18 protein-coding genes and 1 pseudogene are annotated in these 22,953 nt (G+C 69.0%); 2 read left to right on the forward strand and 17 right to left on the reverse strand.

The window, feature by feature from the left end; translation table 11 throughout:
• Positions 1-23 precede the first annotated feature (23 nt).
• The 3 genes from LFM09_RS01680 to aspS all read right to left on the reverse strand — a co-directional run bounded on the left by LFM09_RS01680 (position 24) and on the right by aspS (position 4,029).
• A complete protein-coding gene (locus tag LFM09_RS01680; RefSeq protein ID WP_414094410.1) occupies positions 24-1,196 on the reverse strand; it encodes a hypothetical protein in 1,173 nt (390 codons plus the stop codon).
• Between the two features lie 113 nt (positions 1,197-1,309).
• Positions 1,310-2,251 (reverse strand): DUF389 domain-containing protein, encoded by a 942-nt coding sequence (locus tag LFM09_RS01685; RefSeq protein ID WP_414094411.1) that lies wholly within the window; start codon positions 2,249-2,251, stop codon positions 1,310-1,312.
• Positions 2,251-4,029, reverse strand: a complete 1,779-nt coding sequence (gene aspS, locus LFM09_RS01690; RefSeq protein WP_414094412.1) for an aspartate--tRNA ligase — start codon at positions 4,027-4,029, stop codon at positions 2,251-2,253. The genes LFM09_RS01685 and aspS overlap by 1 nt, the downstream gene beginning before the upstream one ends.
• A 118-nt stretch (positions 4,030-4,147) precedes the next feature.
• Here aspS and LFM09_RS01695 point away from each other — a divergent pair, with 118 nt between their 5' ends.
• Positions 4,148-4,435: a hypothetical protein gene (locus LFM09_RS01695; RefSeq protein ID WP_414094413.1), complete on the forward strand. Its 288-nt coding sequence runs from the start codon at positions 4,148-4,150 to the stop codon at positions 4,433-4,435.
• Here the strand turns inward: LFM09_RS01695 and LFM09_RS01700 are convergent.
• The 5 genes from LFM09_RS01700 to LFM09_RS01720 all read right to left on the reverse strand — a co-directional run bounded on the left by LFM09_RS01700 (position 4,412) and on the right by LFM09_RS01720 (position 9,452).
• Positions 4,412-4,759, reverse strand: coding sequence for a hypothetical protein (locus tag LFM09_RS01700; protein ID WP_414094414.1), 348 nt, complete (start codon positions 4,757-4,759; stop codon positions 4,412-4,414). The genes LFM09_RS01695 and LFM09_RS01700 overlap by 24 nt on opposite strands.
• 5 nt (positions 4,760-4,764) lie before the next feature.
• Positions 4,765-5,796, reverse strand: coding sequence for a hypothetical protein (locus tag LFM09_RS01705; RefSeq protein WP_414094415.1), 1,032 nt, complete (start codon positions 5,794-5,796; stop codon positions 4,765-4,767).
• A gap of 56 nt (positions 5,797-5,852) precedes the next feature.
• Positions 5,853-7,028, reverse strand: coding sequence for a S8 family peptidase (locus LFM09_RS01710; protein ID WP_414094416.1), 1,176 nt, complete (start codon positions 7,026-7,028; stop codon positions 5,853-5,855).
• A 116-nt stretch (positions 7,029-7,144) separates the two neighbouring features.
• Positions 7,145-8,218 carry a S8 family peptidase gene (locus LFM09_RS01715; protein WP_414094417.1) on the reverse strand — a complete coding sequence of 358 codons (1,074 nt, stop codon included), beginning with the start codon at positions 8,216-8,218 and terminating at the stop codon, positions 7,145-7,147.
• Positions 8,219-8,291: 73 nt separating this feature from the next.
• Positions 8,292-9,452 carry a S8 family peptidase gene (locus LFM09_RS01720; protein ID WP_414094418.1) on the reverse strand — a complete coding sequence of 387 codons (1,161 nt, stop codon included), beginning with the start codon at positions 9,450-9,452 and terminating at the stop codon, positions 8,292-8,294.
• Positions 9,453-9,632: 180 nt separating this feature from the next.
• On the opposite strand from LFM09_RS01720, the gene LFM09_RS01725 reads away from it, so the two are divergent.
• Positions 9,633-10,553: a hypothetical protein gene (locus LFM09_RS01725; RefSeq protein WP_414094419.1), complete on the forward strand. Its 921-nt coding sequence runs from the start codon at positions 9,633-9,635 to the stop codon at positions 10,551-10,553.
• On the opposite strand, the gene LFM09_RS01730 is transcribed toward LFM09_RS01725, so the two are convergent.
• The 9 genes and pseudogenes from LFM09_RS01730 to LFM09_RS01770 all read right to left on the reverse strand — a co-directional run bounded on the left by LFM09_RS01730 (position 10,493) and on the right by LFM09_RS01770 (position 22,953).
• Positions 10,493-11,308 (reverse strand): alpha/beta fold hydrolase, encoded by an 816-nt coding sequence (locus LFM09_RS01730; RefSeq protein WP_414094420.1) that lies wholly within the window; start codon positions 11,306-11,308, stop codon positions 10,493-10,495. The two genes, LFM09_RS01725 and LFM09_RS01730, sit on opposite strands and share 61 nt — an antisense overlap.
• Positions 11,309-11,321: 13 nt before the next feature.
• Positions 11,322-12,461, reverse strand: a complete 1,140-nt coding sequence (locus tag LFM09_RS01735; RefSeq protein WP_414094421.1) for an acyl-CoA dehydrogenase family protein — start codon at positions 12,459-12,461, stop codon at positions 11,322-11,324.
• Entirely contained in the window at positions 12,458-14,290 is a 1,833-nt protein-coding gene (locus LFM09_RS01740) for a biotin carboxylase N-terminal domain-containing protein (RefSeq protein WP_414094422.1), read from the reverse strand. The genes LFM09_RS01735 and LFM09_RS01740 overlap by 4 nt, the downstream gene beginning before the upstream one ends.
• Positions 14,291-14,294: 4 nt before the next feature.
• Positions 14,295-15,845 carry an acyl-CoA carboxylase subunit beta gene (locus LFM09_RS01745; RefSeq protein ID WP_414094423.1) on the reverse strand — a complete coding sequence of 517 codons (1,551 nt, stop codon included), beginning with the start codon at positions 15,843-15,845 and terminating at the stop codon, positions 14,295-14,297.
• Positions 15,845-16,957: an acyl-CoA dehydrogenase family protein gene (locus tag LFM09_RS01750; protein ID WP_414094424.1), complete on the reverse strand. Its 1,113-nt coding sequence runs from the start codon at positions 16,955-16,957 to the stop codon at positions 15,845-15,847. Before LFM09_RS01750 ends, LFM09_RS01745 begins: the two co-directional genes overlap by 1 nt.
• A pseudogene (locus LFM09_RS01755) lies at positions 16,954-18,425 on the reverse strand (acyclic terpene utilization AtuA family protein). Before LFM09_RS01755 ends, LFM09_RS01750 begins: the two are co-directional and overlap by 4 nt.
• A gap of 47 nt (positions 18,426-18,472) precedes the next feature.
• Positions 18,473-19,207, reverse strand: coding sequence for a TIGR03084 family metal-binding protein (locus tag LFM09_RS01760; RefSeq protein ID WP_414094425.1), 735 nt, complete (start codon positions 19,205-19,207; stop codon positions 18,473-18,475).
• Positions 19,204-19,731 carry a TetR/AcrR family transcriptional regulator gene (locus LFM09_RS01765; RefSeq protein WP_414094669.1) on the reverse strand — a complete coding sequence of 176 codons (528 nt, stop codon included), beginning with the start codon at positions 19,729-19,731 and terminating at the stop codon, positions 19,204-19,206. Before LFM09_RS01765 ends, LFM09_RS01760 begins: the two co-directional genes overlap by 4 nt.
• A 222-nt stretch (positions 19,732-19,953) precedes the next feature.
• Positions 19,954-22,953: a BTAD domain-containing putative transcriptional regulator gene (locus tag LFM09_RS01770; RefSeq protein WP_414094426.1), complete on the reverse strand. Its 3,000-nt coding sequence runs from the start codon at positions 22,951-22,953 to the stop codon at positions 19,954-19,956.

Here is a 22,953-nt window from a genome sequence, read left to right on the forward strand (position 1 = left end):
CGGAATGACCGTGTGGGAACGGTTCAGCGAAATGCTGGGTAAAGCGGGAGTTCGAGCACCTCAGCGCCGTAGCGGTCGACCAGTGCGCCGATCACCGCGTCGGCGTGCGACGCGACGGTCTTCTCACCCAGGATCAGCGCGTCCGACCGCAGCCGCACCCACCGGCCCGCCAGCACGACGCTGCGCGGTGGTGCGTTGTCGACGCTCGGCATCGGCTTGGACAGCGCCCGCCAGGTCGCGAGCCACACCCACAGCAGCTGCGCTTCGAGCAGACGCGGTAAGAGCACCGTGTCGTCGTCCATCTCCGGCCACACCGACCCGACCTCGGCCCGCCAGGCGGCGACCATGGCCTCGGACATGCCCGGCGGCAGCCCCCACCCGCACCAGCAGGACGGGAACGGCACGCGCAGCGCCGCGGCGTCGAACACGATGTCGCGGACGCAGCCGCCCTCGAAGTCGACGAACCGGACTCCGCGCGAGGTGACCAGGTGGTTGTCCGGGCAGGACGTCGACGGGCTGAACGCACGGCGCCTCGACGTGCTGAACGCTCGTGCGGCGTCGGCGGCGAACTCGGTGGCCTGCGGGGACGTCTCGACGCCCAGCGTGGACCCGAGCAACCCCGGTAACCCGGCGATGGCCGCGTGCACGTCGACCGCGATCGGGTCCTGGCAGCACTGCGCACCGGCTCGGCGCATCAACGCGTCGAAGTCCGCGTCACGGCCGGCCGTCGTGGCGTGCAGGCGTCCCATGGCGTGAGCCCACGAGAGCAGCCCACGTTCTGCAGCGCGCGCGTCCTTGGCGTGCAGCTTCTCGGACAGACGCGGCGCACGGCCCAGGTCTTCGAGCACGACCAGACGTGACGTCACGTCGTGTGCGAACAGCTCTGGCGTAGCGCGCTCCTCGGCGGGCAACGCGGTGAGCAGCTGGTGGCTGACGGCCTCGTGCGCCCACGGGTCGCGGTCCCCGGACCCGGCCGGATAACGCTTCACGACCAGCGTGCGAGGCATCGAGAACGGCGAGGAGGCGACTCTGACCCGGATGACGACGGAACGACCGGTACCCCCGAGAGCCTCGGGGTCCGCGAGGCGCACCTGTGCGCCCAAACGCCTGGTCAGTACCCGCTCGGCCGCTTCGACAGCTTCGGCGATCTCAGGTGAAGTCGTGTCGGGAGGGCCCGCGGTGATCTCCACGCTCATCCCCTCCGACCCTACTCCCCATGTCTCCGAGCCGGACCGACGCTAATCCGGCCAGGCTGCGACTACCACCACTCGTTGATAACGGCTCGCGCTGTTCCCGGAAGTTCCGTTGATCATCCCCTGGACAGTGGACGTGTGGAAACACCATCCGTTGCCCCGCGCCTGCGGATCAACAGAACGAGCGCGGCCGCGACGACAATACCGATCAAGTTGATGCCCAACTGGGCGACAGCGGGACCCACTCTGTCCCACACTCCGAGAATCGCGGCCAGCGCAGCATAACCGGCGGCGGGCACCGTGGTGACCGAGATGAACACACCGACCAGTGCGGCCGACTTCGCGGACGTCATCGACAGCATGCCAGCCGCGCCCGCGAGCAGCGCCACGATCAGTGAGAACGGTCCGAACTGGTAGATGAACTCGGACTCGGTCCCGTGCAGCAGCGACTCGCGGTGCAGCAGACCGAACCACGCACCGAGCCAGGTCAGGGCCGAGGTGATCACGATCGCCAGCGGGAACCCGAGCGCGAGCGCCACGGCGGCGCGCCGCACGAGGTCCCAGCGCTTCGCGACGAGCCCGACGGCGATCGCGGCGAGAGGACCGAACTCGGGCCCCACGACCATCGCACCGACCAGCGTCACCGTCGAGTTCGTCGCGATGCCGACGGCCGCGAGCAGGCACGAGATCGTGAGGAACGCCTGGAAGGTGACGCTCGGCTTGGACTCCTCGCCCGTGCGGGCGATCAGCTCGTCCCAGACGATCGCGTCCGAGCCGTCGCCGGGTGCGTCCTCCTGGGCGCGGTCGGCGGCGTCGGACAGCGAGGTGTCGATCGTTTCGATCGTGATGCCACCGTCGCGGTCGATCCGCAGCCGGCACAGAGCGCCGACGATCTCGTCGACGGACTCACGCGCGACGTCCGCCGTGATGAGGTCGCCTTCGGGGTCGATCGCCGCGCCACGCAGGACCACCAGGTGGGTGGCGCCCGCGTGGTCGCGGAGGATCTCCAGTGCGGCCTCGGTCTGGTCTTCCGGACAGACCACCCGCAGCCGCAGCATTACTGCTTCGGCTCTTGGGGCTTCGCGTCGACGCCGGCTTCCTTGCGCTGCTGGGCGGTGATCGGCGCCGGAGCCGCGGTCAGCGGGTCGTAGCCGCCGCCGCTCTTCGGGAACGCGATGACCTCGCGGATCGAGTCGACGCCCGCGAGCAGCATGACGAGGCGGTCCCAGCCGAGCGCGATGCCGCCGTGGGGCGGGGCGCCGTACTTGAACGCGTCGAGCAGGAAGCCGAACTTCTCCTGCGCCTCCTCAGCCCCGATGCCCATGACGTTGAACGCGCGCTGCTGCACGTCCGCGCGGTGGATACGAATCGAGCCACCGCCGAGCTCGTTGCCGTTGAGGATCACGTCGTAGGCGTAGGCCAGCGCGTTGCCGGGGTCGGTCTCGAAGTTGTCGATCCACTCCGGCGTCGGCGAGGTGAACGCGTGGTGCAGCGCGGTCCAGTTGCCACCGCCGACCGCGACGTCTCCGGCCTCCAGCTTGTCGACCGACTCGAACATCGGGAAGTCGACGACCCACGCGAACGCCCACGCGTTCTCGTCGATCAGGCCGACCCGGTGCGCGATCTCGACGCGGGCCGCACCGAGCAGCGCCCGCGCGTCACGAGCCTCGCCCGCACCGAAGAAGATGCAGTCGCCGGGGTTGGCGTTGACGGCCTTGGCCAGCCCGTCGCGCTCGGCGTCGGTGAGGTTCTTGGCGACCGGCCCGCCCAGCGTGCCGTCCTCCTGCACGAGCACGTACGCGAGGCCCTTGTGACCGCGCTGCTTGGCGAACTCCTGCCACGCGTCGAGCGTGCGACGCGGCTGGGAGGCACCGCCCGGCATGACCACGGCACCGACGTACGGCGCCTGGAACACGCGGAACGTCGTGTCCTTGAAGTACTCGGTGAGCTCGGTGAGCTCCAGCTCGAAGCGCAGGTCCGGCTTGTCCGAGCCGTACTTCGACATCGCCTCGGCGTAGGAGATGCGACGGAACGGCAGCGGCAGCTCGACGTCCTTCGTCTCCTTCCAGATGGCGGCGAGCAGCTTCTCGGTCAGCGCGATGACGTCGTCCTGCTCGACGAAGCTCATCTCGATGTCGAGCTGGGTGAACTCCGGCTGCCGGTCGGCGCGGAAGTCCTCGTCCCGGTAGCAGCGCGCGATCTGGTAGTAGCGCTCCAGGCCACCGACCATCAGCAGCTGCTTGAACAGCTGCGGCGACTGCGGCAACGCATACCAGGAGCCCGGCCTGAGTCGCGCCGGCACCAGGAAGTCACGCGCGCCCTCGGGCGTGGAACGGGTCAGGGTCGGCGTCTCGATCTCGACGAACTTCTCGCCGTGGAGCACCTCTCGCGCGATCCGGCTGACCTCGCTGCGCAGCCGGATGGCCTTGGCCGGGCCTTCCCGGCGAAGGTCGAGGTAGCGGTGCTTGAGGCGAGCCTCCTCGCCCGGCTCGGTGTCGCTCTCGACCTGGAACGGCAGCGGCGCGGCCTCGTTGAGGACCTCGAGGTCGCTCACGTAGACCTCGATCGCACCGGTGGCCAGCTCGGGGTTCTCACTGCCGTCGGGCCGCTTGCTCACGTCGCCGGTGACCTTGATGACGTACTCGCTGCGCAGCCGGTGCGCGCGCTCGGCCATCTCGCCTTCGCGGAACACGACCTGGGCAACACCGGACGCATCGCGGAGGTCGATGAAGATGACACCGCCGTGATCCCGCCGGCGAGCGACCCACCCGGTGAGGGTGACGGACTGCCCGGCGTGCTCGGCCCGGAGTGATCCGGCCTCGTGCGTGCGCAACACGGTGGTGGCTCCTTGTAGACGAAGTCAGCTTTGCCGTCAAGGCTAGCTGGAGCCGCCTCCCGATTTTCACGCAGGGCTTTTGTGAGCGGAAGTGATCACTGTTGGCTAGCGTGGTCGCGTGCGACTTCCGGTGGCCATCTTCGGCACGCTCGTGATGTTCGTCGTGGCCGTCGGCGTGCTGTTCTTCGGCGTTCTCGGCTTCACGCCCGTGCAGACGTGCTCCGGCGCGTGCTTCGCACCGTTCATGATGGCCACCGTCGGCACCATCGTGATCGGACTGTCCGCAACGTTCGCGACCTGGTTCCGCGCGCTTCGAGAGCCACGCGCCTACGTGCCGTACATCGGAGCCGGGCTCATGGTCGTCCTGTACCTGGTGGCGCTGTCAGTCGCGGAACGCGTCCTTTGACCTCGCCCACGCCTCATGCCAGCCGGCATCGACCTGCTCGGCGTCCCCGTAATAGGCGATCCGCGTGACCAGGTCCACCACCGCCGCCCGTGACGTGGGGTCCAGCGCGGGCATCACCTCGGCCAGGAACGGCAACACCGCGGTGGCCGCCGGGCACACGAACCCGCCCTCCTCGTAGATGGTCAGGTCGAGGTCGGTGATCGCCCGCGCCACGACCTCAGGATCGTTGGACAGCAAGGCCCTCAGGTGGCCCGGCGTGTCCAGCGCGGGGCCATACGCGTGGTCGACCGTGTGCCACGCGACGTCGTCCAGACCCTCCAGCACAGGCCTCACCCCAGCTCCAGCAGCACCGACGTGGCCAGTGTCGACACCCGCTGCCCCAACGAGGTCACGGCGTGGTCGTACACCGCCTCGGCGACGAGGTCCCGGTACTCCCGGGCCCGCGCGACCCCGACCAGCCACACCGCGAAGGCCCGCAGCCGGACGTCCGGGTCGGTCGCCCACACCGGCACGAACGGCACGACCAGGCCGACGTCCGTGGTGTCGCGTTCGAAGAGCCTGCGCAGGTAGTCGAGCGCCTCCGTCCGCCACGGCAGCACGTCCACCAGTGCCAGCACGAGGTCCATGCCCTCGAAGTCCTTGGGCCGCACCAGCCAGAGCACGTGCTCCAGCACCTCGTCGTAGCCCATCTCGAACGACCCCGTCGCCAGGAACAGCCCCAGGTCGCCCGTCAGGCCGCGCAGGATCACGCCGGCGTCCGGGCTGGTCGCCGCGGACACGAGCAATTGCGCCTGGGGTTCGTGGTCCGGCACCTCCAGCTCCCGCAGCCACGAGACCGCGGCCTCGTCACCCCGGCCGGCGAACTCCGTCGCGACGAGCACGAGGCACAACCGCGTGGCCGGATCGGTCTCCAGCTCCCAGCGTCGCGTCAGGACGGGCAGCACCGGCGCGCTGTCCCCGCGCCCCTGCCCGAGCACGAACAACGCACCCCTCCGCACCGTCGCCGAGCCGTGGTCGAGCAGGGCGAGCAAGGCCGGTTTCGCGGCTTCCCAGGCGGGTGGCCAGCTCGGGTGGACGCCGTCGGAGCGGCTGCCACCGGCTGCCGCGATGCTGCCGCACACCTCGTCGAGCAGCCACTCGCGGCCGGGAGTGTTGTCGTGGGCGACCAGGTCCAGCAGGAACGGCCAGGCCGCCGCGGTCGCCTCGCTGACGTCGAACTCGTTGCCGCACAGGTGACCCACCAGCTCCTGGTGCGGCTCGACAGACGTCCGAGCCTGCTTCAGCAACCTGGGGAGGTCGTCGGCGTACCCGTTGTGACTGCGCAACAGGTACCAGTCGATGCCCTTCAAACCCTCCACCATGGACCCAACAATAGAAAAGGCCGCGACCGAAGCCGCGGCCTTCCCTCAGAACATCATCACGCGGTGGGCGCGAAGTACAGCAGGCGGTTGGGCGAACCCGACCCCGGGTTGGTCACCTTCGACGGCGTCGACTGCGCGATCAGGTACGAAGCAACCTGAGCCGGCGTGGCCGCACGGTTGACCGACAGGTACCGAGCCACAGCGCCGGCAACGTGCGGAGTGGCCATCGACGTGCCCGAGATGGTGCTCGTGGCCGAGTCGGAGGTGTTCCACGCCGACGTGATGTCACGCCCAGGCGCGAAGATGTCCAGCACCGAGCCGTAGTTCGAGAACGACGAGCGGGCATCCGTGCGGTCGGTGGAGCCCACCGTGATCGCCTCGGTCACGCGCGCCGGGGAGAACCCGGACGCGTTGGCGTTGGAGTTGCCGGCCGCGACCGCGAAGGTCACGCCCTTGGCCACGGCGTTGCGGACGGCCGTGTCGAGGGTGGCGTTGGCGCCGCCGCCGAGCGACAGGTTCGCCACCGCCGGCTTGACCGCGTTGGCGGCCACCCAGTCGATGCCCGCCGCGACACCGGCGAGGGTGCCGGAGCCGTTGTTGTCGAGCACGCGGACGGCGACGATCTTCGCGGCCTTCGCGACGCCGTACTGCGAGCCCGCGATGGTGCCGGCGACGTGCGTGCCGTGGCCGTTGCCGTCCTGGGCAACGTTGTCGTTGTCCACGAAGTCACGGCCGTTGGAAGCGCGACCACCGAACGTGGAGTGGCTGATGCGCACACCGGTGTCGACCACGTACGCGGTCACGCCGGCGCCCGCCGCGGCGTCGCGGTAGGTGTACTTCTGGTCCAGCGGCAGGTTGCGCTGGTCGATGCGGTCGAGACCCCACGAGGGCGGGTTCGTCTGCGTGGCCTGCGTGTGCACGACCTGGTCCGCCTCGACGAACTCGACGGACGGGTCCGCGGCCAGTCGCTTGGCCTGCTTCTCGGTCAGCTTCACGTTGAAGCCGCCGAAGCTGGCGTAGTCGCGCTCCACCTTCGCGCCGAAACGCGAAGCCAGGGTGTGGGAGTTCGACTTGCCTTCCTTCAGCTTCACGATGAAGCTGCCGGCGATCTTCTCGGGCGAACCGAGCGACAGGACCTCGCCCTCGGCAGCAGTTGCCGAGGGAACCATCAGAACCGACATGGCGAGGGTCGCCGCGCCGGCACCGGCCAGGAACCGGATCTTTCGCGTCATGGTGCATTCCGTTCTTTGCAGGGGAACGAACACTTTCGACGCTATGGAGAGATCCGGTTCCTGCCAAGACCGTCCTAAGGATTAGGACGCCGTTCGATTGCCGGGCAATTCACCATTCACAGAGATGGTGGCCAGTAAAGGATACGAGTGACGGGTGGCGTCCCCGGAGTGCCCGTGGTAACCAGCGCGCGCTCCACCTGCGCGGGCGTGGCAGCGTTGTTGAAGTGCAGATATCGGGCGGCGACACCGGCCGCGTGCGGTGCGGCCATCGAAGAACCGCTCAACGTCTGAACAGCTGTGTCGGATGCGTTCCAGGCCGACGGAATGCTCACTCCCGGCGCCCAGATGTCCACCAGCGGACCGAAGTTCGACGACGACGACTTCGCGTCGGTCTGCGTCAGCGCACCCACGCAGATGGCTTGAGAAACCCGCTGTGGCGAGGAGTTCGACGGGTCGGTGTTGCTGCCACCGGCCGCGACCGTGTACGAGACACCGGAAGCGATCGAACGCCGCACAGCGTCGTCCAGCGCCGCGGAAGCACTGCCACCCAACGACATGTTCGCCACCGCGGGCTTCACGGCGTTGCGCGTCACCCAGTCCACACCTGCGATGACGCCGGAGATCGTGCCGGAGCCGGACCCGTTCAGCACCCGAACACCCCACACGGTCGCCTGCTTGGCGACACCGTGCTTGGTCCCGGCCGCGATGCCGGCCACGTGCGTGCCGTGACCGTTGTCGTCCTGCGCAACACCATCGTTGTCAACGGTGTCCCAGCCGTTGCGGGCCCGGCCACCGAAGTCCGTGTGCGTCACCCGGAGACCGGTGTCGATCACGTAGATGTTCACGCCGCGACCGGTGCTGGTGTAGGAGTACTTCTGGTCCAGCGGAAGCGCGCGCTGGTCGATCCGGTCCAGCCCCCACGGCGGGTTGAGCTGCATGGCGTTGGCGTGCACGATCCCGTCTCGCTCCACAAGGGACACTGACGGGTCGGCCTTCAGCGAACGCACCTGCGCGGCCGTCAGCCGCGCGCTGAAACCGTTGAAAACACTGGTGTACCGGTGCTCGACCGCGCCACCGAAGCTGGACACAGCTCCGTCACGCAGCACGACGATGTAGGACGAGGTGGCCGCGGACGCCGGGGCGACCACGACCGCTGCCGCCAGGGCGGCGACTGCCAGCAGGGCTCTCACGTGCGGACTTCCTTTCGTCTGCAGGGAAAACGGCCCCGGTTCACAGGGAACCGGGGCCGCACATCAGGGGAAATCAGCTGGTCGTCGGCCAGTACAGGAGCCTGGTCGTCGTGTTGGCGCCGGGGTTCGTCACCTTGCCGTTGGTGGCGTTGTTGGTGATCGCGGTCGCCACCTGCGCGGGCGTGACGTTCGCACCACCCTGCAGGAACCGAGCGGCCACGCCGGCGACGTGCGGCGCCGCCATCGAGGTGCCCGAGATGGTGTTGACCGCGGTGTCACTCGTCGCCCACGCGGACGTGATGCCCGTGCCCGGCGCGAAGACGTCGACGACCGGCCCGAAGTTCGAGAACGTGGAACGCCGGTCGGTGCGGTCGGTCGAACCCACGGTCAACGCCGACGCCACGCGCGCGGGCGAAGTGTTGGCAGCGTTGGTGTTCGAGTTGCCCGCCGCGACCGCGAACGTCACACCGCGCGTGATCGCGCCCTGCACGGCCTGGTCGAGCGAGGTGTTGGCGCCGCCGCCGAGCGACATGTTCGCGACAGCCGGCTTGACGTGGTTGGCCGCCACCCAGTTGACGCCCGCGATGACACCGGCGGTCGTGCCGGAGCCCTGGTTGTTCAGCACGCGGACGGCGTGGATGGTCGCTTCCTTCGCGACACCGTGCAGCGTGCCGGCGACCGTGCCCGCGACGTGCGTGCCGTGGCCGTGGCCGTCCTGCGCGACGTTGTCGTTGTCCACGAAGTCACGGCCGTTGCGCGCCCGGCCACCGAAGTCGCGGTGCGTGATGCGGACACCGGTGTCGATGATGTAGGCGTTCACGCCCCGGCCGGTGGTGTTGTACGTGTAGCGGTTGTCCAGCGGCAGGTTGCGCTGGTCGATGCGGTCGATGCCCCACGACGGCGGGTTGACCTGCGTCGCCTGGATGCTCATGACCTGGTCGCGCTCCACGTACTCGACCGAGGAGTCTGCGGCCAGTCTGCGCGCCTGAGCGTCGCTCATCTTGACCGAGAAGCCCTTGAACGCCGCGTCGTACACGTAGCCGATCTGGCCGCCGAAGCGCGAACCGAGCGTCTGCGCGCTCGCCGTCACGCGGTCGTCCTTCAGCTTGACGATGAAGCTGCCCGCGATGTTCTCGCCAGGAGAGGTGCGGATCTCACCGACTGCCGCGGTCGCGGGAGCGGCGAACGCGGCCACCATGACCGCCGATCCCAGCAGGGTTGCTGTCTTGCGCATTGCGTTGTCCTGTTCGTCGCAGGGGTGATCAGGAACCCAATCGAGACTATTGGCGGCGTAATAGACCCGAGATCTGAACTTGCCGAGTTTCCAACGGCCGCAAAACCGCCGATCGGCTGTACCGCGTTCCCTTTGCTGCCGATAGCCTCTCGACCTTGACCCCGTGAAACGGAGGGGTGGATGCTGACGATTTACCCACCGCGCGAGGAGCTCGCCGATCTCTTGGTGACGGGTCCGTTCGCGGACGCGTTGCGGGTCGCGATCCAGGTGCGGGGTCTCAGTCTGGAACGGCTGCAGCACCGGCTGCGCGTGCGCGGTGCGCCGATCAGCGTGACCGCGCTGAGCTACTGGCAGTCGGGCAGACGCAGACCCGAGCGCCCCGAGTCGCTGATGGCGCTAGCCCACCTGGAGGACGTGCTCGGGCTACCCGAGACAGCGCTCTCAAGACTGCTCGGCCCACCACGCCCGCGCGGACGTTCACGCAGGCGGGAGCTGTCGGCACGGGCGCCGTGGGACGGTTCCGGGCTGGCGCTGACCGCCCAGCACGACAGGGTGGACGTCGCGGCCTGCGGCGGGGTGCGCGGGGTCCGGTCGCGCCAGGTCATGAAGGCGACGTCGTCCAACGTGGACCGCTGGATCCTGTGCCACGAGACGGGTTCCAGCCAAGGGAATGCGGCGCTGCCCGCGCTCACCGCGCTGCGGTGCTGCCGGGTCGGCCGGATCGCCCGCGAGCGAACCAACGGCGTGCTCGTCGCGGAGCTGTTGTTCGACGAACCGATCTCTCCCGGCGACTCGATTGCGATCGAGTACGAATTGATCTATCCACATCCGACGGTCGAGCACACGCATTTCCGCCGGTTCGCCGAACGGGTGCACGACTACGTGCTGGAGATCAAATTCCCGCCGGACTCCCCGCCCGCTTCGTGCGAGCAATTCGCGTCCGGTCCGGCGGGCACGGAAATGTTCGGCGGCGCCCGCCCGGCCCCGGTGGACACCTGGGGCTACGCGCACGCCGCCGCACTCGACTTCGGGCCGGGCCTCTACGGGATGCGCTGGACGGTCGCGGCGAACGCCTCGGGGTCGTCCACCCAGGGGAAGTGACCGGCACCGGGCTGCACCACGAGCTCCGCGCGCAGGAAGTGCTCCACGTACTCCTGCGCGCGCTTGGGCGGTAGCGCCACGTCGTACTCGCCGGCGATGAAAAGTGTTGGCACGTCGAGAGTTTTGAGCGCCGCGCGGGTGGCCTCGGGGTCCAGAGAACCCTCGGCGTAGAACTCCTGGGCGGCCTCGCCGTTGCGCGGGTGGTCGTCGAGGGCACGTGCAGCGTCGTCCCAGCGGCCGTGGAAGAACGGGCTGATCTTCGCGAACGCCTCGGGCGTCACGTTGCCCGCCCAGATCTCCTCGAACCCCTTGATCGCCTCGGCGTACCAGGGCTCGCCGCTGCGCTGCAACGCGATGTCTTTGCGATCTTCGTCGGTGACGTCGATGCCGACGACGCGCGGGCTGGGTGCGACGAGCACGAGTTCCTTGACGTGCTGCGGGTATCGCGTCGCGTACAGGATCGCGAGGGTGCCGCCCGCGGAGTGGCCGAGCAGCCTGATCTTGTCCAGGCCGAGGTGCTGCCGGAACGCCTCGACGTCGTCGACCTGGCGGTCTGCGCGGTAGGTCTCCTTCGGCGCGGCCTCGGAGTCGCCGGTGCCGCGCAGGTCGAGCCTGATGACGTTGTCGTCGAGCGGCAGGCCGGCGATGTACGACGACGCCTGCATCGGGCCGCCGGGCAGGCAGATCAACGGATCGGCGCCGGCCGCGCCGTGGTAGGCGAGACCGACGCCGTCGAAAGTCTTGAAGGTCCCCATGCGGGGCAGTCTGTCAGTACGACCTCGGCAGTTTCAGGCTGTTTTGCGCGACGAAGTTGAGGACCATCTCCCTGCTGACAGGTGCGATCCGGGACAAACGGGACATGCCCAGCATCGACGCCAGCCCGAACTCGGCTGTCAGCCCGTTGCCGCCGTGCGTCTGAATCGCCTGGTCAACGGCTGCGGCGATGGCCTCGCCCGCCGCGTACTTGGCCATGTTCGCGGCCTCGCCGGCGTCCTTGTCGCGGCCCGAGTCGTACAGCGCGGCCGCCTTCTGCGTCATCAGCCTCGCGAGCTCGATCTCGATGTGGATCTTCGCCAGCGGATGCGCGAGGCCCTGGTGCGAGCCGATCGGGTTCTCCCAGACCTTGCGCTGCTGGGCGTACGTGACGGCCTTGCTGATCGCGAGCCGGGCCGAGCCGGTCGCCATGCTGGCGCCCATGATCCGTTCGGGGTTGAGGCCGGCGAAGACCTGCTGCAGCCCCTGGTCCGGCGAGCCCACCACGGCGTCCGACGGCAGCCTGACGTCGTCGAAGAACAGCGTGAACTGCTTCTCCGGCGCCACCAGGTCCATCTCGATCTGGTGCCAGGTGAAGCCCTCGGCGTTCGTGGGCACGACGACGAGCACCGGCCCGGTCTTCTGGATCGCGACGACGAGCACCGCGTCGACCTCGTCGATGCCCGAGATGAACGTCTTGGCGCCCTTGAGGATCCAGTCGTCGCCGTCGCGGCGGACGTGCGTCTTGAGCTGGTGCGAGTTGGATCCAGCGTCAGGTTCGGTGATCGCGAACGCCATCTTCAGCGTGCCGTCCGCGAAACCGGGCAGCCACTTGGACTTCTGCTCCTCCGTGCCGAACCGCGCGATCACCGTGGCGCAGATCGCCGGCGACACGACCATGAGCAACAACGGACATCCCGCCGCTGCCAGCTCCTCGCACACCGCCGCGAGGTCACCGATGCCGCCACCACCGCCGCCGTACTCCTCGGGCACGGCCACGCCGAGGTAGCCGAGCTTGCCGGCTTCCTCCCACAGCTCGGTGGCCTTCTCCCCTGACTTGGCCTTGGCGAGGAAGTACTCGTTGCCGTACTTGGCACCCAGCTCGGCAACGGCCTTCCGCAGCGCGATCCGCTCTTCGGACTCGACGAAGCTCATGATTCCTCCACCACCGCCAGAACGTCGCCGGCGTTGACCTGCTGTGCTTGCTGGACAAGGAGTTCGGTGACCGTGCCGGCGTTGTTCGCGAGCACGCGGTGTTCCATCTTCATGGCCTCCAGCACCAGGAGCTCGGCGCCGGCCTCGACCTGGTCGCCCTGCTGGACGCTGACCCGGACGACCGTGCCGGGCATCGGGGCTACCGTCGCACCCGGTGCCAGCTTCGTTTCCGGTTCGGGGAAGCGCGGCACTGTTCTCAGGGTGACCGATCCACGCGGTGAGTCGACCTCGACCAGATCGCCGTAGGTGCTGACGTGGAACGGGGTGTGGACACCATCCAGGTCGAGCGTGACGACGTTCTCCTTGGCCTGCTTCGGGTCGTACTCGACCTCGACGAGTTCTTCATCGTGCAGGAACTTCGCCCTCGGCTGCTGCGAGCGGATGTTCCGCCAGCCGAGCGGCAGGTGCCCGATCTTCCTGGTGGCCGCCTGAGCGAGCGCGGCGGCGAGCGCAAACGGTTGCGGGTCAACGGTTCGGGTGAAGTCGTGCTCGCTCAGGAACCCGGTGTGCGTGTCGCCGTCGAGGAAGGCGTCGTTCTCCAGGATGTCCACGAGCAGCCGGCGGTTCGTGACCAGGCCGTGGATCCGCGCGTTGCTGAGCGCCGTCGCGAGCTTGCGGGCGGCGGCACGGCGGGTCGGCGCGTACGCGATCACCTTGGCCAGCATCGGGTCGTAGTGGACCGAGATCTCCGACCCGTCCTCGACGCCGCTGTCCAGCCGGACGTCGCCGGGGACGTGGAACCGGTGCAGCGTGCCGCTGGCGGGGCGCCAGTCGTGGTCGGGGTCCTCGGCGTACAGCCGGACCTCGATGGCGTGACCGCGCGGTTCTGGAGTTTCTGCTGGTAGCGCGACACCTTCCGCGATCCGCAGCTGCCACTCGACCAGGTCGACCCCGTGCACGAGCTCGGTGACCGGGTGCTCGACCTGCAGCCGCGTGTTGACCTCCAGGAAGTGGAAGTCCTCGCCCTTCAGCATGAACTCGACGGTGCCCGCGCCGACGTACCCGATCGACTCGGCCGCTGCGGTGGCCGCCACGAACAGGCGATTGCGCACGTCGTCGGTGACCGCCGGGCTGGGCGACTCCTCGACGATCTTCTGGTGCCTCCGCTGGATCGAGCACTCGCGTTCGCCGAGCGCCCACACCGTGCCGTGCGTGTCCGCGAGGATCTGCACCTCGACGTGCCTGGCGTGCTCCAGCAACGGCTCGCAGAACACCGTCGGGTCGCCGAACGCGGACTCGGCTTCCCTGCGCGCGCTGGCCAGGGCGTCCGCGAACTCGTTGTGGTTGCGCACGATCCGCATGCCGCGTCCGCCACCACCGGCCGACGCCTTGATCAGCACGGGGAACTCGGTGACCGTCTCCGGGTCGAGTTCGGGCAACGTCGGCACGCCCGCGGCCGCCATCCGCTTCTTCGCGGCGACCTTCGAGCCCATGGCCTCGATCGAGTCGGGTTCCGGGCCGACCCAGGTCAGGCCCGCTGCCTGGACCTTCCTGGCGAAGTCGGCGTTCTCACTCAGGAATCCGTAGCCGGGGTGAACTGCGTCCGCGCCTGCCTTCTTCGCCGCTTCGACGATCAGGTCGGCGCGGAGATAGGTGTCCGTCGGTGACGCGCCCGGCAGGTTGACCGCGAGGTCGGCCTCCCTGACGTGCGGGGCGTCGGCGTCCGGGTCGGAGAACACCGCGACCGTGCGGATTCCGAGCGCGTCGCACGTGCGGATGATCCGGCGGGCGATCTCGCCGCGGTTCGCGATGAGGAGTGTCTTGATCATCTGGTCACATCCGGAAGATGCCGAAGCCGTCGGCACCCTTGATCGGTCCGCTGTGGACAGCGGAAAGGCAGATGGCGAGCACGGTCCTGGTGTCGCGAGGGTCGATCACGCCGTCGTCGTAGAGCTTCCCGGACAGGAACGGAGCCAGCGACTGCTCCTCGATCTGCGCCTCGACCATCTTGCGCATGGCGGCGTCGTTGTCCTCGTTGTACTCCTGGCCCTTCGCCGCGGCGGCCTGCCGCCCGACGATCGACAGCACGCCGGCGAGCTGCGCGGGCCCCATCACGGCCGACTTGGCGTTCGGCCAGGTGAACAGGAACCGCGGGTCGTACGCCCGGCCGCACATCCCGTAGTTGCCCGCGCCGTAGCTCGCACCCATCGTGATCGTCAGGTGCGGTACCCGGCTGTTGGACACCGCGTTGATCATCATCGAGCCGTGCTTGACGATGCCGCCCTGCTCGTACTGCGCGCCGACCATGTAGCCCGTGGTGTTCTGCAGGAAGACCAACGGGGTGTCGCTCTGGTTCGCGAGCTGGATGAACTGCGTGGCCTTCTGCGACTCCTCGCTGAACAGCACGCCTCTGGCGTTCGCGAGGATGCCTACCGGATACCCGTGGATCCGCGCCCACCCCGTGACAAGGCTGTTGCCGTACAACGGTTTGAACTCGTCGAACTTCGACCCGTCGACGAGCCTCGCGATGACGTCCCGCGGGTCGAACGGCACCCGCTGGTCCTCGGACACGATGTCCAGGATGCTCTCGGCGTCGAACTTCGGCTCTTCCACTCGGCTTGGTTCGGGTCCTTGCTTCTTCCAGTTGAGCCGCGCGACGACCCTTCTGGCGAGCCTGATCGCGTCGGTTTCGTCCTCCGCCACGAAGTCCGCGAGCCCGGAGGTGGCGCCGTGCATGGTCGCGCCGCCCAGTGACTCGTCGTCCGCGTCCTCACCGGTCGCCATCTTGACCAGCGGCGGACCACCCAGGAACACCTTCGAGCGTTCCTTGATCATGATCACGTAATCCGACATGCCCGGCACGTACGCGCCACCGGCCGTCGCGTTGCCGAACACCGCCGTGATCGTCGGGATGCCCGCGGCACTCAGTCTGGTGAGGTCCCGGAACGCCCTGCCACCCGGGATGAAGATCTCGCTCTGCGTCGGCAGGTCCGCACCGCCCGACTCGACCAGGCTGATCAGCGGCAGCCGGTTCTGCAACGCGATGTCGTTGGCCCTGAGGGACTTCCTGAGCGTGTACGGGTTGCTGGCGCCACCGCGCACCGTCGGGTCGTTCGCGACGATCACGCACTCGACACCTTCGACCCGCCCGATGCCCGTGACAACGCTGGCGCCCACCGGGAAGTCCGTGCCCCACGCGACGAGCGGCGACAGCTCCAGAAACGGGCTGTCCTCGTCGATGAGCAGTTCGACCCGTTCACGCGCAAGGAGCTTCCCGCGCTTGTGGTGCCGCTCGACGTACTTCGGCCCACCTCCCGCGAGCGCTTTGGCGTGCTCGGCGTCCAGCTCGGCGATCTTCGCGAGCAGCGCCTCCCTGTTGCCCATCAGGCGAACCCCAATCGTCGTGCCGCGAGCTCGGTCATCACTTCACTCGCCCCGCCCCCGATGCCGAGGATGCGGGCGTCCCGGTAGTGACGCTCCACTTCGGACTCCCGCATGTATCCCATGCCGCCGTGCAACTGCACCGCCGCGTCCACCACTTCACTGCACGCCTGCACAGCCGCGTTCTTGGCAAAACACACTTCCGTGACGCAGTCCTCGCCCCGGTTGATCCTGGCCGCGACTTCCCGCGTGTACGTGCGTGCCAGGTCGATCTTCTGCGCCATCTCCGCAAGCTTGTGGCTGACCACCTGGTTCTTGATGAGCGCCTTGCCGAACGTCTCTCGGTTGCGCGTCCACTCGACGGTGAGGTCGAGCGCCCGCTGCGCCGTCGCGTACGCCTCGACCGCCATCGTGACGCGCTCGACCTGGAACTGCTGCATGATCAGCGCGAACCCCTGGTTCTCCTCGCCCACCAGGTTCTTCGCCGGCACCCGCACGTTGTCGAAGTGCAGCTCGGCGGTGTCTGAGCAGTGCCAGCCCATCTTGTCGAGCTTCTTCTTGGTGAACCCGTCCTCGATGACGAGCAGCGAGATGCCCTTGTAGCCGGGTTGGCCGGTCCTGACGGCGGTCGTGACGAAGTCCGCCCGGTAGCCCGAGGTGATGAACGTCTTCTCGCCGTTGACGACGTAGTGATCGCCATCTTTGACGGCCGTGGTCCGGATCGCCGCGACGTCCGATCCGGCGCCGGGCTCGGTGACCGCGAGGCTGCCGATCTTCTCGCCCCTGATGGCAGGCTTCGCGAACCTTTCGATCAGGTCCTGGTTGCCGGTCTGCCAGATGTGCGGGATCGCGATGCCGAGCGTGAACAGCGCGGCCATCAGCCCCGACGACCCTCCACTTTGGATGATCTCCTCGGTCATCACGACCGAGTCGATCAGGTCGCCGTGCTCGAAGCCGATACCGAGCAGGTCTGTCTTCGCCGCCTTCTGGTGCAGCTCGCGCGGAACCTCGCCCTGCCGCTCCCACTCGCTGAGGTGCGGCACGATCTCGTTGCGCGTGAAATCCCGGACGAGCTGCCTGAGCTCTTTCCGCTCGTACAGATCCTTCGTGATCACAGGAGCTCCTCCGGGATCTCGACTTCCCTGCTGCGCAACCACTCGCCCAGCGCCTTGGCCTGCGGGTCGAACCGCGTGCTGCTGGCCACGCCCTCTCCGAGGAGCCCGTGCAGCACGAAGTTGAGCGCCTTGAGGTTCTTCAGCTCGTACCTGGTGACTTCTTGCGCTTCCGGCAGCAGTTCCTTGAGCTTCTCGGTCGTCAGGAATCCGTTGAGCCACTCGTAGGCCTCGTCGCTCCTGACCCACACCCCGAGGTTCGCGTCCCCGCCCTTGTCGCCGCTGCGCGCGCCGACGATCGTTCCCAGCGGCTTCTTCACAGCAACACCGCCTTCGCACTGACCTCGTCGCGTTTCACGTACGCCGCCTTGTACACCCCGAACGGCGTCCCGTCACTCGGCGGCGCCGTGACGTGAAACCCGGGATAGCTACCCAGCGCCAGCTCGATCGCGGCACGGCTGAACCCCTTGGCGCGCTTGGGATCCTCGCTCTTGATCGTCACGTGCAGCAGCGCGCTGGCCTGCTCCTCGGTGTCCGCGTCTTCCCGATCGGTTCTGGCGAGGGTCCAGGTGAGCCCTTCGTCCCCGATCGCTTCGTGCAGCTGCCGCTTGATGAGGTCGGCCTTGGCCTCGACGTCGAGTCCGGTGAGGACGAACGTAGTGGCGTTCCTGAACCCGCCCAACGTGTTCAGACACACCTTGAGCGTGTCCGGCGGCGGACTCCCCTTGGTCTGGGAGATCCTGACGCCTCTTTCGTGCTCCTCAAGCCTGATCGTGTCGAAGTGCGTCGTGACGTCCGGCCCCAGGTACTCCGGCGCCCCGATCTCGTAGAGCAGCTGCGCCGTAACGGTGTCCGTGGTGACGGCCCCACCGGTGTTCTCGTGCTTGGTGATCAGGCACGACCCGTCCTCGTCGATCTCCGCGATCGGAAACCCGGGCCTCGTCGCGTCGATCTCGGTGAAGAACGAGTAGTTCCCGCCCGTCGCCTGCGTCCCGCACTCCAGCACGTGCCCCGCAACCGTCGCCCCAGCAAGCCGGTCCCAGTCATCGCGCGCCCAGCCGAAGTGCGCCGCGGCCGGCCCGACGACAAGGCTCGCATCCGTGACCCGCCCGGTCACCACAACCTGCGCACCCTGGTTCAGGCACTCCGCGATCTCCCACGCGCCCAGGTAGGCGTTGGCGGTCAACGCTTCCGGGAACCGCGCCTTCAGATCGTCACCGGTCACGTACCCGACCTTGGCGTCGAGCTTGCGCGCCAGGCCCTCCGGGTTGAGCCCTCCGGCGTTGACAACGATCTTGACGCCCTTGTCGAGCGCCAGCGCCAGACAGTCCTCCATCTGCCGCAGGAACGTCTTGGCGTACCCCAGGCTGGAGTCCTTCATCCGATCCCGGCCCAGGATCAACATGGTCAGCTCGGCGAGGTAGTCACCGGTCAGAACGTCGAGCTCGCCACCTTCCAGCTGCTCGCGCATCGCGGACAACCGATCGCCGTAGAACCCGGACGCGTTCCCGATCCTGATCACCGGCCACCCCCGGGAGGCCCCGCAAAGGCTTGCGCGATCGGCACCCACTGCTCCGCGACCTCACCCACGGCCTCGACCGCCAGCTCCTTGCGATTCCGCCGCTGCGTGACCAGCCACGCGAAGTCCAACGCAGGCCCGGAAACCTGGTTCTCCGCGCCCTCCGGCCCCCACGTCCACGACTCCCCGCCAGGCCCGGTCAGCTCGACCCGCACCTCGACCTCAGGCACCGCCAACCCGTTGAGCAGGAACGCGAACCCCATCGCCCGCACCCCGATGTGACAAACGTGCCGAATCCGCGCGGAAGGCTCCCTCACCACCCCGAGCGCGTCGAAAACGTCCTGCCCGTGCGCCCACGTCTCCATGATCCGCGCGGTGACCATCGACGCCGGGCTCATCGGCGGCCCGAACCAGACGATCTTCCCGGAAGCCTGCGCCAGGTGCCCGTGCAACGCCGCCCGGCTCTCCCGCCACAACTCCAGCAGCCCCGGCAACGCCGCCGCCTCGGCCGCGGTCCGGTCGACGATGTCGCCGGCCAACGGCTGCGCCTTGAACGCCTCGGGATCGGTGATGGCGAGGATCGCCGCCTTGTCCGTCCACATGAGATGGCCGATCTGGTGCCCGATCGTCCACCCCTCGGCAGGCGTGGGCAGCGACCAGTCCGGCGCACCGGCCACCAGCTCGTCGAGCTCCCGCGACTCGGCTTCGAGGTCGGCCAGCAGTTCCGTGATCACAGCTGCTCCTCCAGCATCCTCGCCCAGTAGCGCACGACGTGCGCCCGGCGCTTGGCGTCATCGGCGAGCTGGTTGGCGAGCGCCAGCCCGCGCACAAGATCCAGGGTTGCCTGCACGGCGTCCTTCACACCGGGCTTGGTGTCGTCGACGTCCAGCAACTCCAACGCCAGCCCGTACACCTCCCGCCCCAGCCGCGCCTGCAGCTCCAGCACCTGCTCGCGCAACTCCGGGTCCGTCCGCGCGGCCACCCACAGTTCCAGGGCCGCGGTGAACAGGTCGCTCGCGTGGAAGTCCGCGATCAGCTCCACCACGGCGTGCGTGCTCTTGTCCGCGATCTGCGCGCGCCGCTTGAGCACCTCGACACTCTCGGCACCCACGTGCTCAACGGCCGCGGCCACCAACTCGCCACGCGTCCGGAAGTGGTGCAGCTGGGCGCCGCGGGACACACCCGCGCGCTCGGCCACCTCGGTCGTGGTGGTGCCGGACCAGCCGCGCTCCACCAGGCACTCGACGGTCGCCTCCATCAGCTTCCGCTTGGTCTCGCGGGTGCGGTCGGCCTGGCGCTGCCTCGTTTCCACGGGTCCGAGTGTTCCGGCCCACAAACAAACAGTCAAGCCTGCTTGTAAGTACCCTCGAGCCTCGGCCTGTGGTTCTTCCTCGGCATCCCGCTCGCGGTGCCCTGTTCATCGGCGGAGTCGCGCTGCGCGCAGCCACCGTCGACGGGACGACCGCATCGAGGGCGTGGCTCAGAAAGCGGCGACGTTCATCTCGGTGAACAGCTCGTGAGCCGCCGCGAGGTGCACCGCCGCGGCCTCCAAGCCCTGCAGCCGGGCGACGATGTCGGCAAGCAGCCGCAACGAGCGAGCCTCACCGATCCGGTGACTGGTGGCCCGGTGCACGTCCAACGCCTGGTGCACCAGATCGAGCGCCACCTCATCGTTGCCGAGATCGTGGTGAACACGGGCCAGCGCGTGCAGAACCCGCCCGCGGCGCAGCGTGAGACCAGCCGACACCACCAGCCGAAGGGCGTGCTCGCACAGCTCCAGCGCGCGCACCAGGTCACCCGCGGCGCGGTGCGCGTTGCCCAGACCGAGCAGTGCGGACACCTCGGCCCGTTGGTAGCCGATCTGGCGTGCCGCTAGCAGCGCGTTGGTGTGGTGGGTGATCGCATCGGCGGTGCACCCCTTGCGCAGCGAGGTCGTGCCCAGCGTGTTGTGCGCCTCGGCGACCAGCCGGGGATGACCGGTCTCCAGCGCCAGCCAGAGTGCGTCCTGTGCGTACGTCGCCGCGGCGTCGTGGTCGCCTTCGTCCAGGTGCAGGCGGGCGAGGCCGTCCAGCAGTTCGACCTCGGCCTGCCGGGACACCGCCTGCCCCAACAGGAGCCGCGCCTGCGAGAACTGTGCGCGGGCGTCGGCGATGCGGCCCATCTCCCAGTACGCGGAGGCGAGGTTGACCCGGATGGTGGCCTGCGCCGCGTGGTCCGGGACGGCCAACGCGCGCTCGTAGTAGCGGATGGCTTCGGGCAGCCGGCCCTGGTCCTGCCACGCGATGGCCAGGTTGTTCAGGGTGGCCGCCTCGACGGCACGGATGCCGTGCTCCTGTGCGATGCGCAGTGCTTGCTCGTAGTGCTCGACAGCGCGCGGGTAGTCGCTGAGGCCCGCGTACAGAGTGCCGAGGCTGTGGCACACAGAGGCCTCCGCGGGCAGATCACCGGCCTTCCGCGCGGCGGCGAGCCCGGACGTCGCGCAGGCACGCCATTCCGTTCCGTCGGTGTGGATCCAGAAGTAGCCGCGCAGGGCGTCGGTCAGCTGCCAGGCCGGGGGCAGTGGTCCGTGATCGGCGGCGTGCCTCACCGCGGCGACGAGGTTGGCGCGCTCGGCGTCGAGCCAGGCCAGCGCCGCACGAGGGCTGTCGAACGAGGTCGTGCCGCGCGGGCCGTCCAACCGGGTCATCTCCGGGTAGAGCAGGTCGGCCGCGTTGTGCGCGACGCCGAGGTACCAGGTCAGCAAGCGGTCCACGAGCGCGTCATCGGCCTCGGCCCGCGAGGCGGCGTAGAGCCGGAGCAGGTCGTGCAGCTGGTAGCGACCAGGAGCGTGCGCGAAGACGAGGTGGCTCGCGGCCAGCGCGCGCAACGTCGCCGCGGCTTCCGCCGGGTCGATGCCTGCCATCACGGCGATCGCGTCGGGGGTGACGTCCGGGCCCGGCACGAGGCCGCACAGCCGGAACACCCGCTGCGCCTCGGGCGTGAGCGCGGCGTAGGACAGGTCGAACGCGGTGCAGACCGCGACCTCGTCGTTGTCCACCGCCAGCGCGGCGAACCTGCCCGCGCGCAGCCGCCGCACCTGGTCGGTGATCGAGCCGCACGCCTCGCCCGCGATGTTCGCCGCCGCGATCCGCAACGCCAGCGGCAGGAACGCGCACAGCTCGACCAGTTCCCGCGTCGCCCCGGGCTCGGCCTCGACCGCCTCGGCACCGAGCACGTCGACCAGCAACGCCCGCGCCTCCCCGGCGGTGAAGACGTCCAGGCCCACCTTCCTGGCGCCGTGGGTCACGGCCAGGCCGCGCAGCTCGTCGCGGCTGGTCACCAGCACCGCACACCCCGGTGTGGCCGGCAGCAGCTCCCGCACGTGATCGGCGTGGGCCACGTTGTCCAGCACGACCAGGACCCGCCGGTCCGACAGCATCGAGCGGAACAACGCCAGCTGCGCGTCCGCGTCCAGCGGGATCCGCTCGGAGGGCATGCCCAGCGTGCGCAGGAACAGGGTCAGCGCCTGCTCGGTGCCGACCGGCGGACGGGTGGCGTAGCCGCGCAGGTCGACGAACAGCCGGCCGTCGGGGAACTCGTCCCGCAGCCGGTGCGCCAGGTGCACCGCGAGCGCCGTCTTCCCCACACCCGGCGGGCCGACCAGGGTGACGATCGGCATCCCGGCACAGGTCAGCTCCGCGGCGAGCCGGTCGAGCACGGCGGTCCGGCCGGAGAAGTCGCGCAGGTCAGGTGGAAGCAGCACCCAGGACCGCGGCGGCGCGGCCTCGAGCACGCCCAGGTAGCTCTCCTGGAGGTCGACACCGGGATCAACTCCGAGCTCGTCGGTGAGCAGCCGCCGGACGCGGTGGTAGGTCTCGATCGCCTCACCCGTCCGGCCCGACCGGTGCAGGGCGCGGATCAGCAACGCCCACAGGCGTTCCCGGAGCGGATGTGTCGCGGTCAGGGTGCGCAGCTCGGAGATGACCTCGCCGGTGCGATCCTGGTCGAGGTCGAGCTCGATCCGGCGTTCGAGTGCCGTGAGGTGACGCTCGGCCAGCGCGGGCACGACCCGGCTCGCCAGCGGTTCGACGTCGACGTCGGCCAGCGGGAGACCGCGCCACAGCCCGAGGGCTCTGCTCAACAGGCGGTGCTCGTCGGCGGGGTCGGCCGCGACGCGGGCCTGTTCCAGCAGACCGTCGAAGACCTCCAGGTCCAGGGCGCCCGGTGCGAGCTCGAGCCGGTACCCGTCGCGGGTGGTGCGGATGAGCTCGGCCGTCAACGCCTGGCGCAGGCGCAGCACGTACACGTTCACCGTGCGGCGCGGGTTGACCGGGGCCGCGCCCGGCCACAGGATGCCGGTCAGCTCGCTGGTCGAGACGTTCTCGTTGCACCGCAACAGCAACACCGCCAGCACGGCCCTCAGCTTGCCCGCGCCGACCGGCACCGGCGTGCCGTCGAGCACGGCCTCGAGCGGCCCCAGCACCCTGAACTCGTACCCCAC

This window comes from Lentzea alba, assembly GCF_047445655.1.
GTDB lineage: Bacteria > Actinomycetota > Actinomycetes > Mycobacteriales > Pseudonocardiaceae > Lentzea > Lentzea alba_A.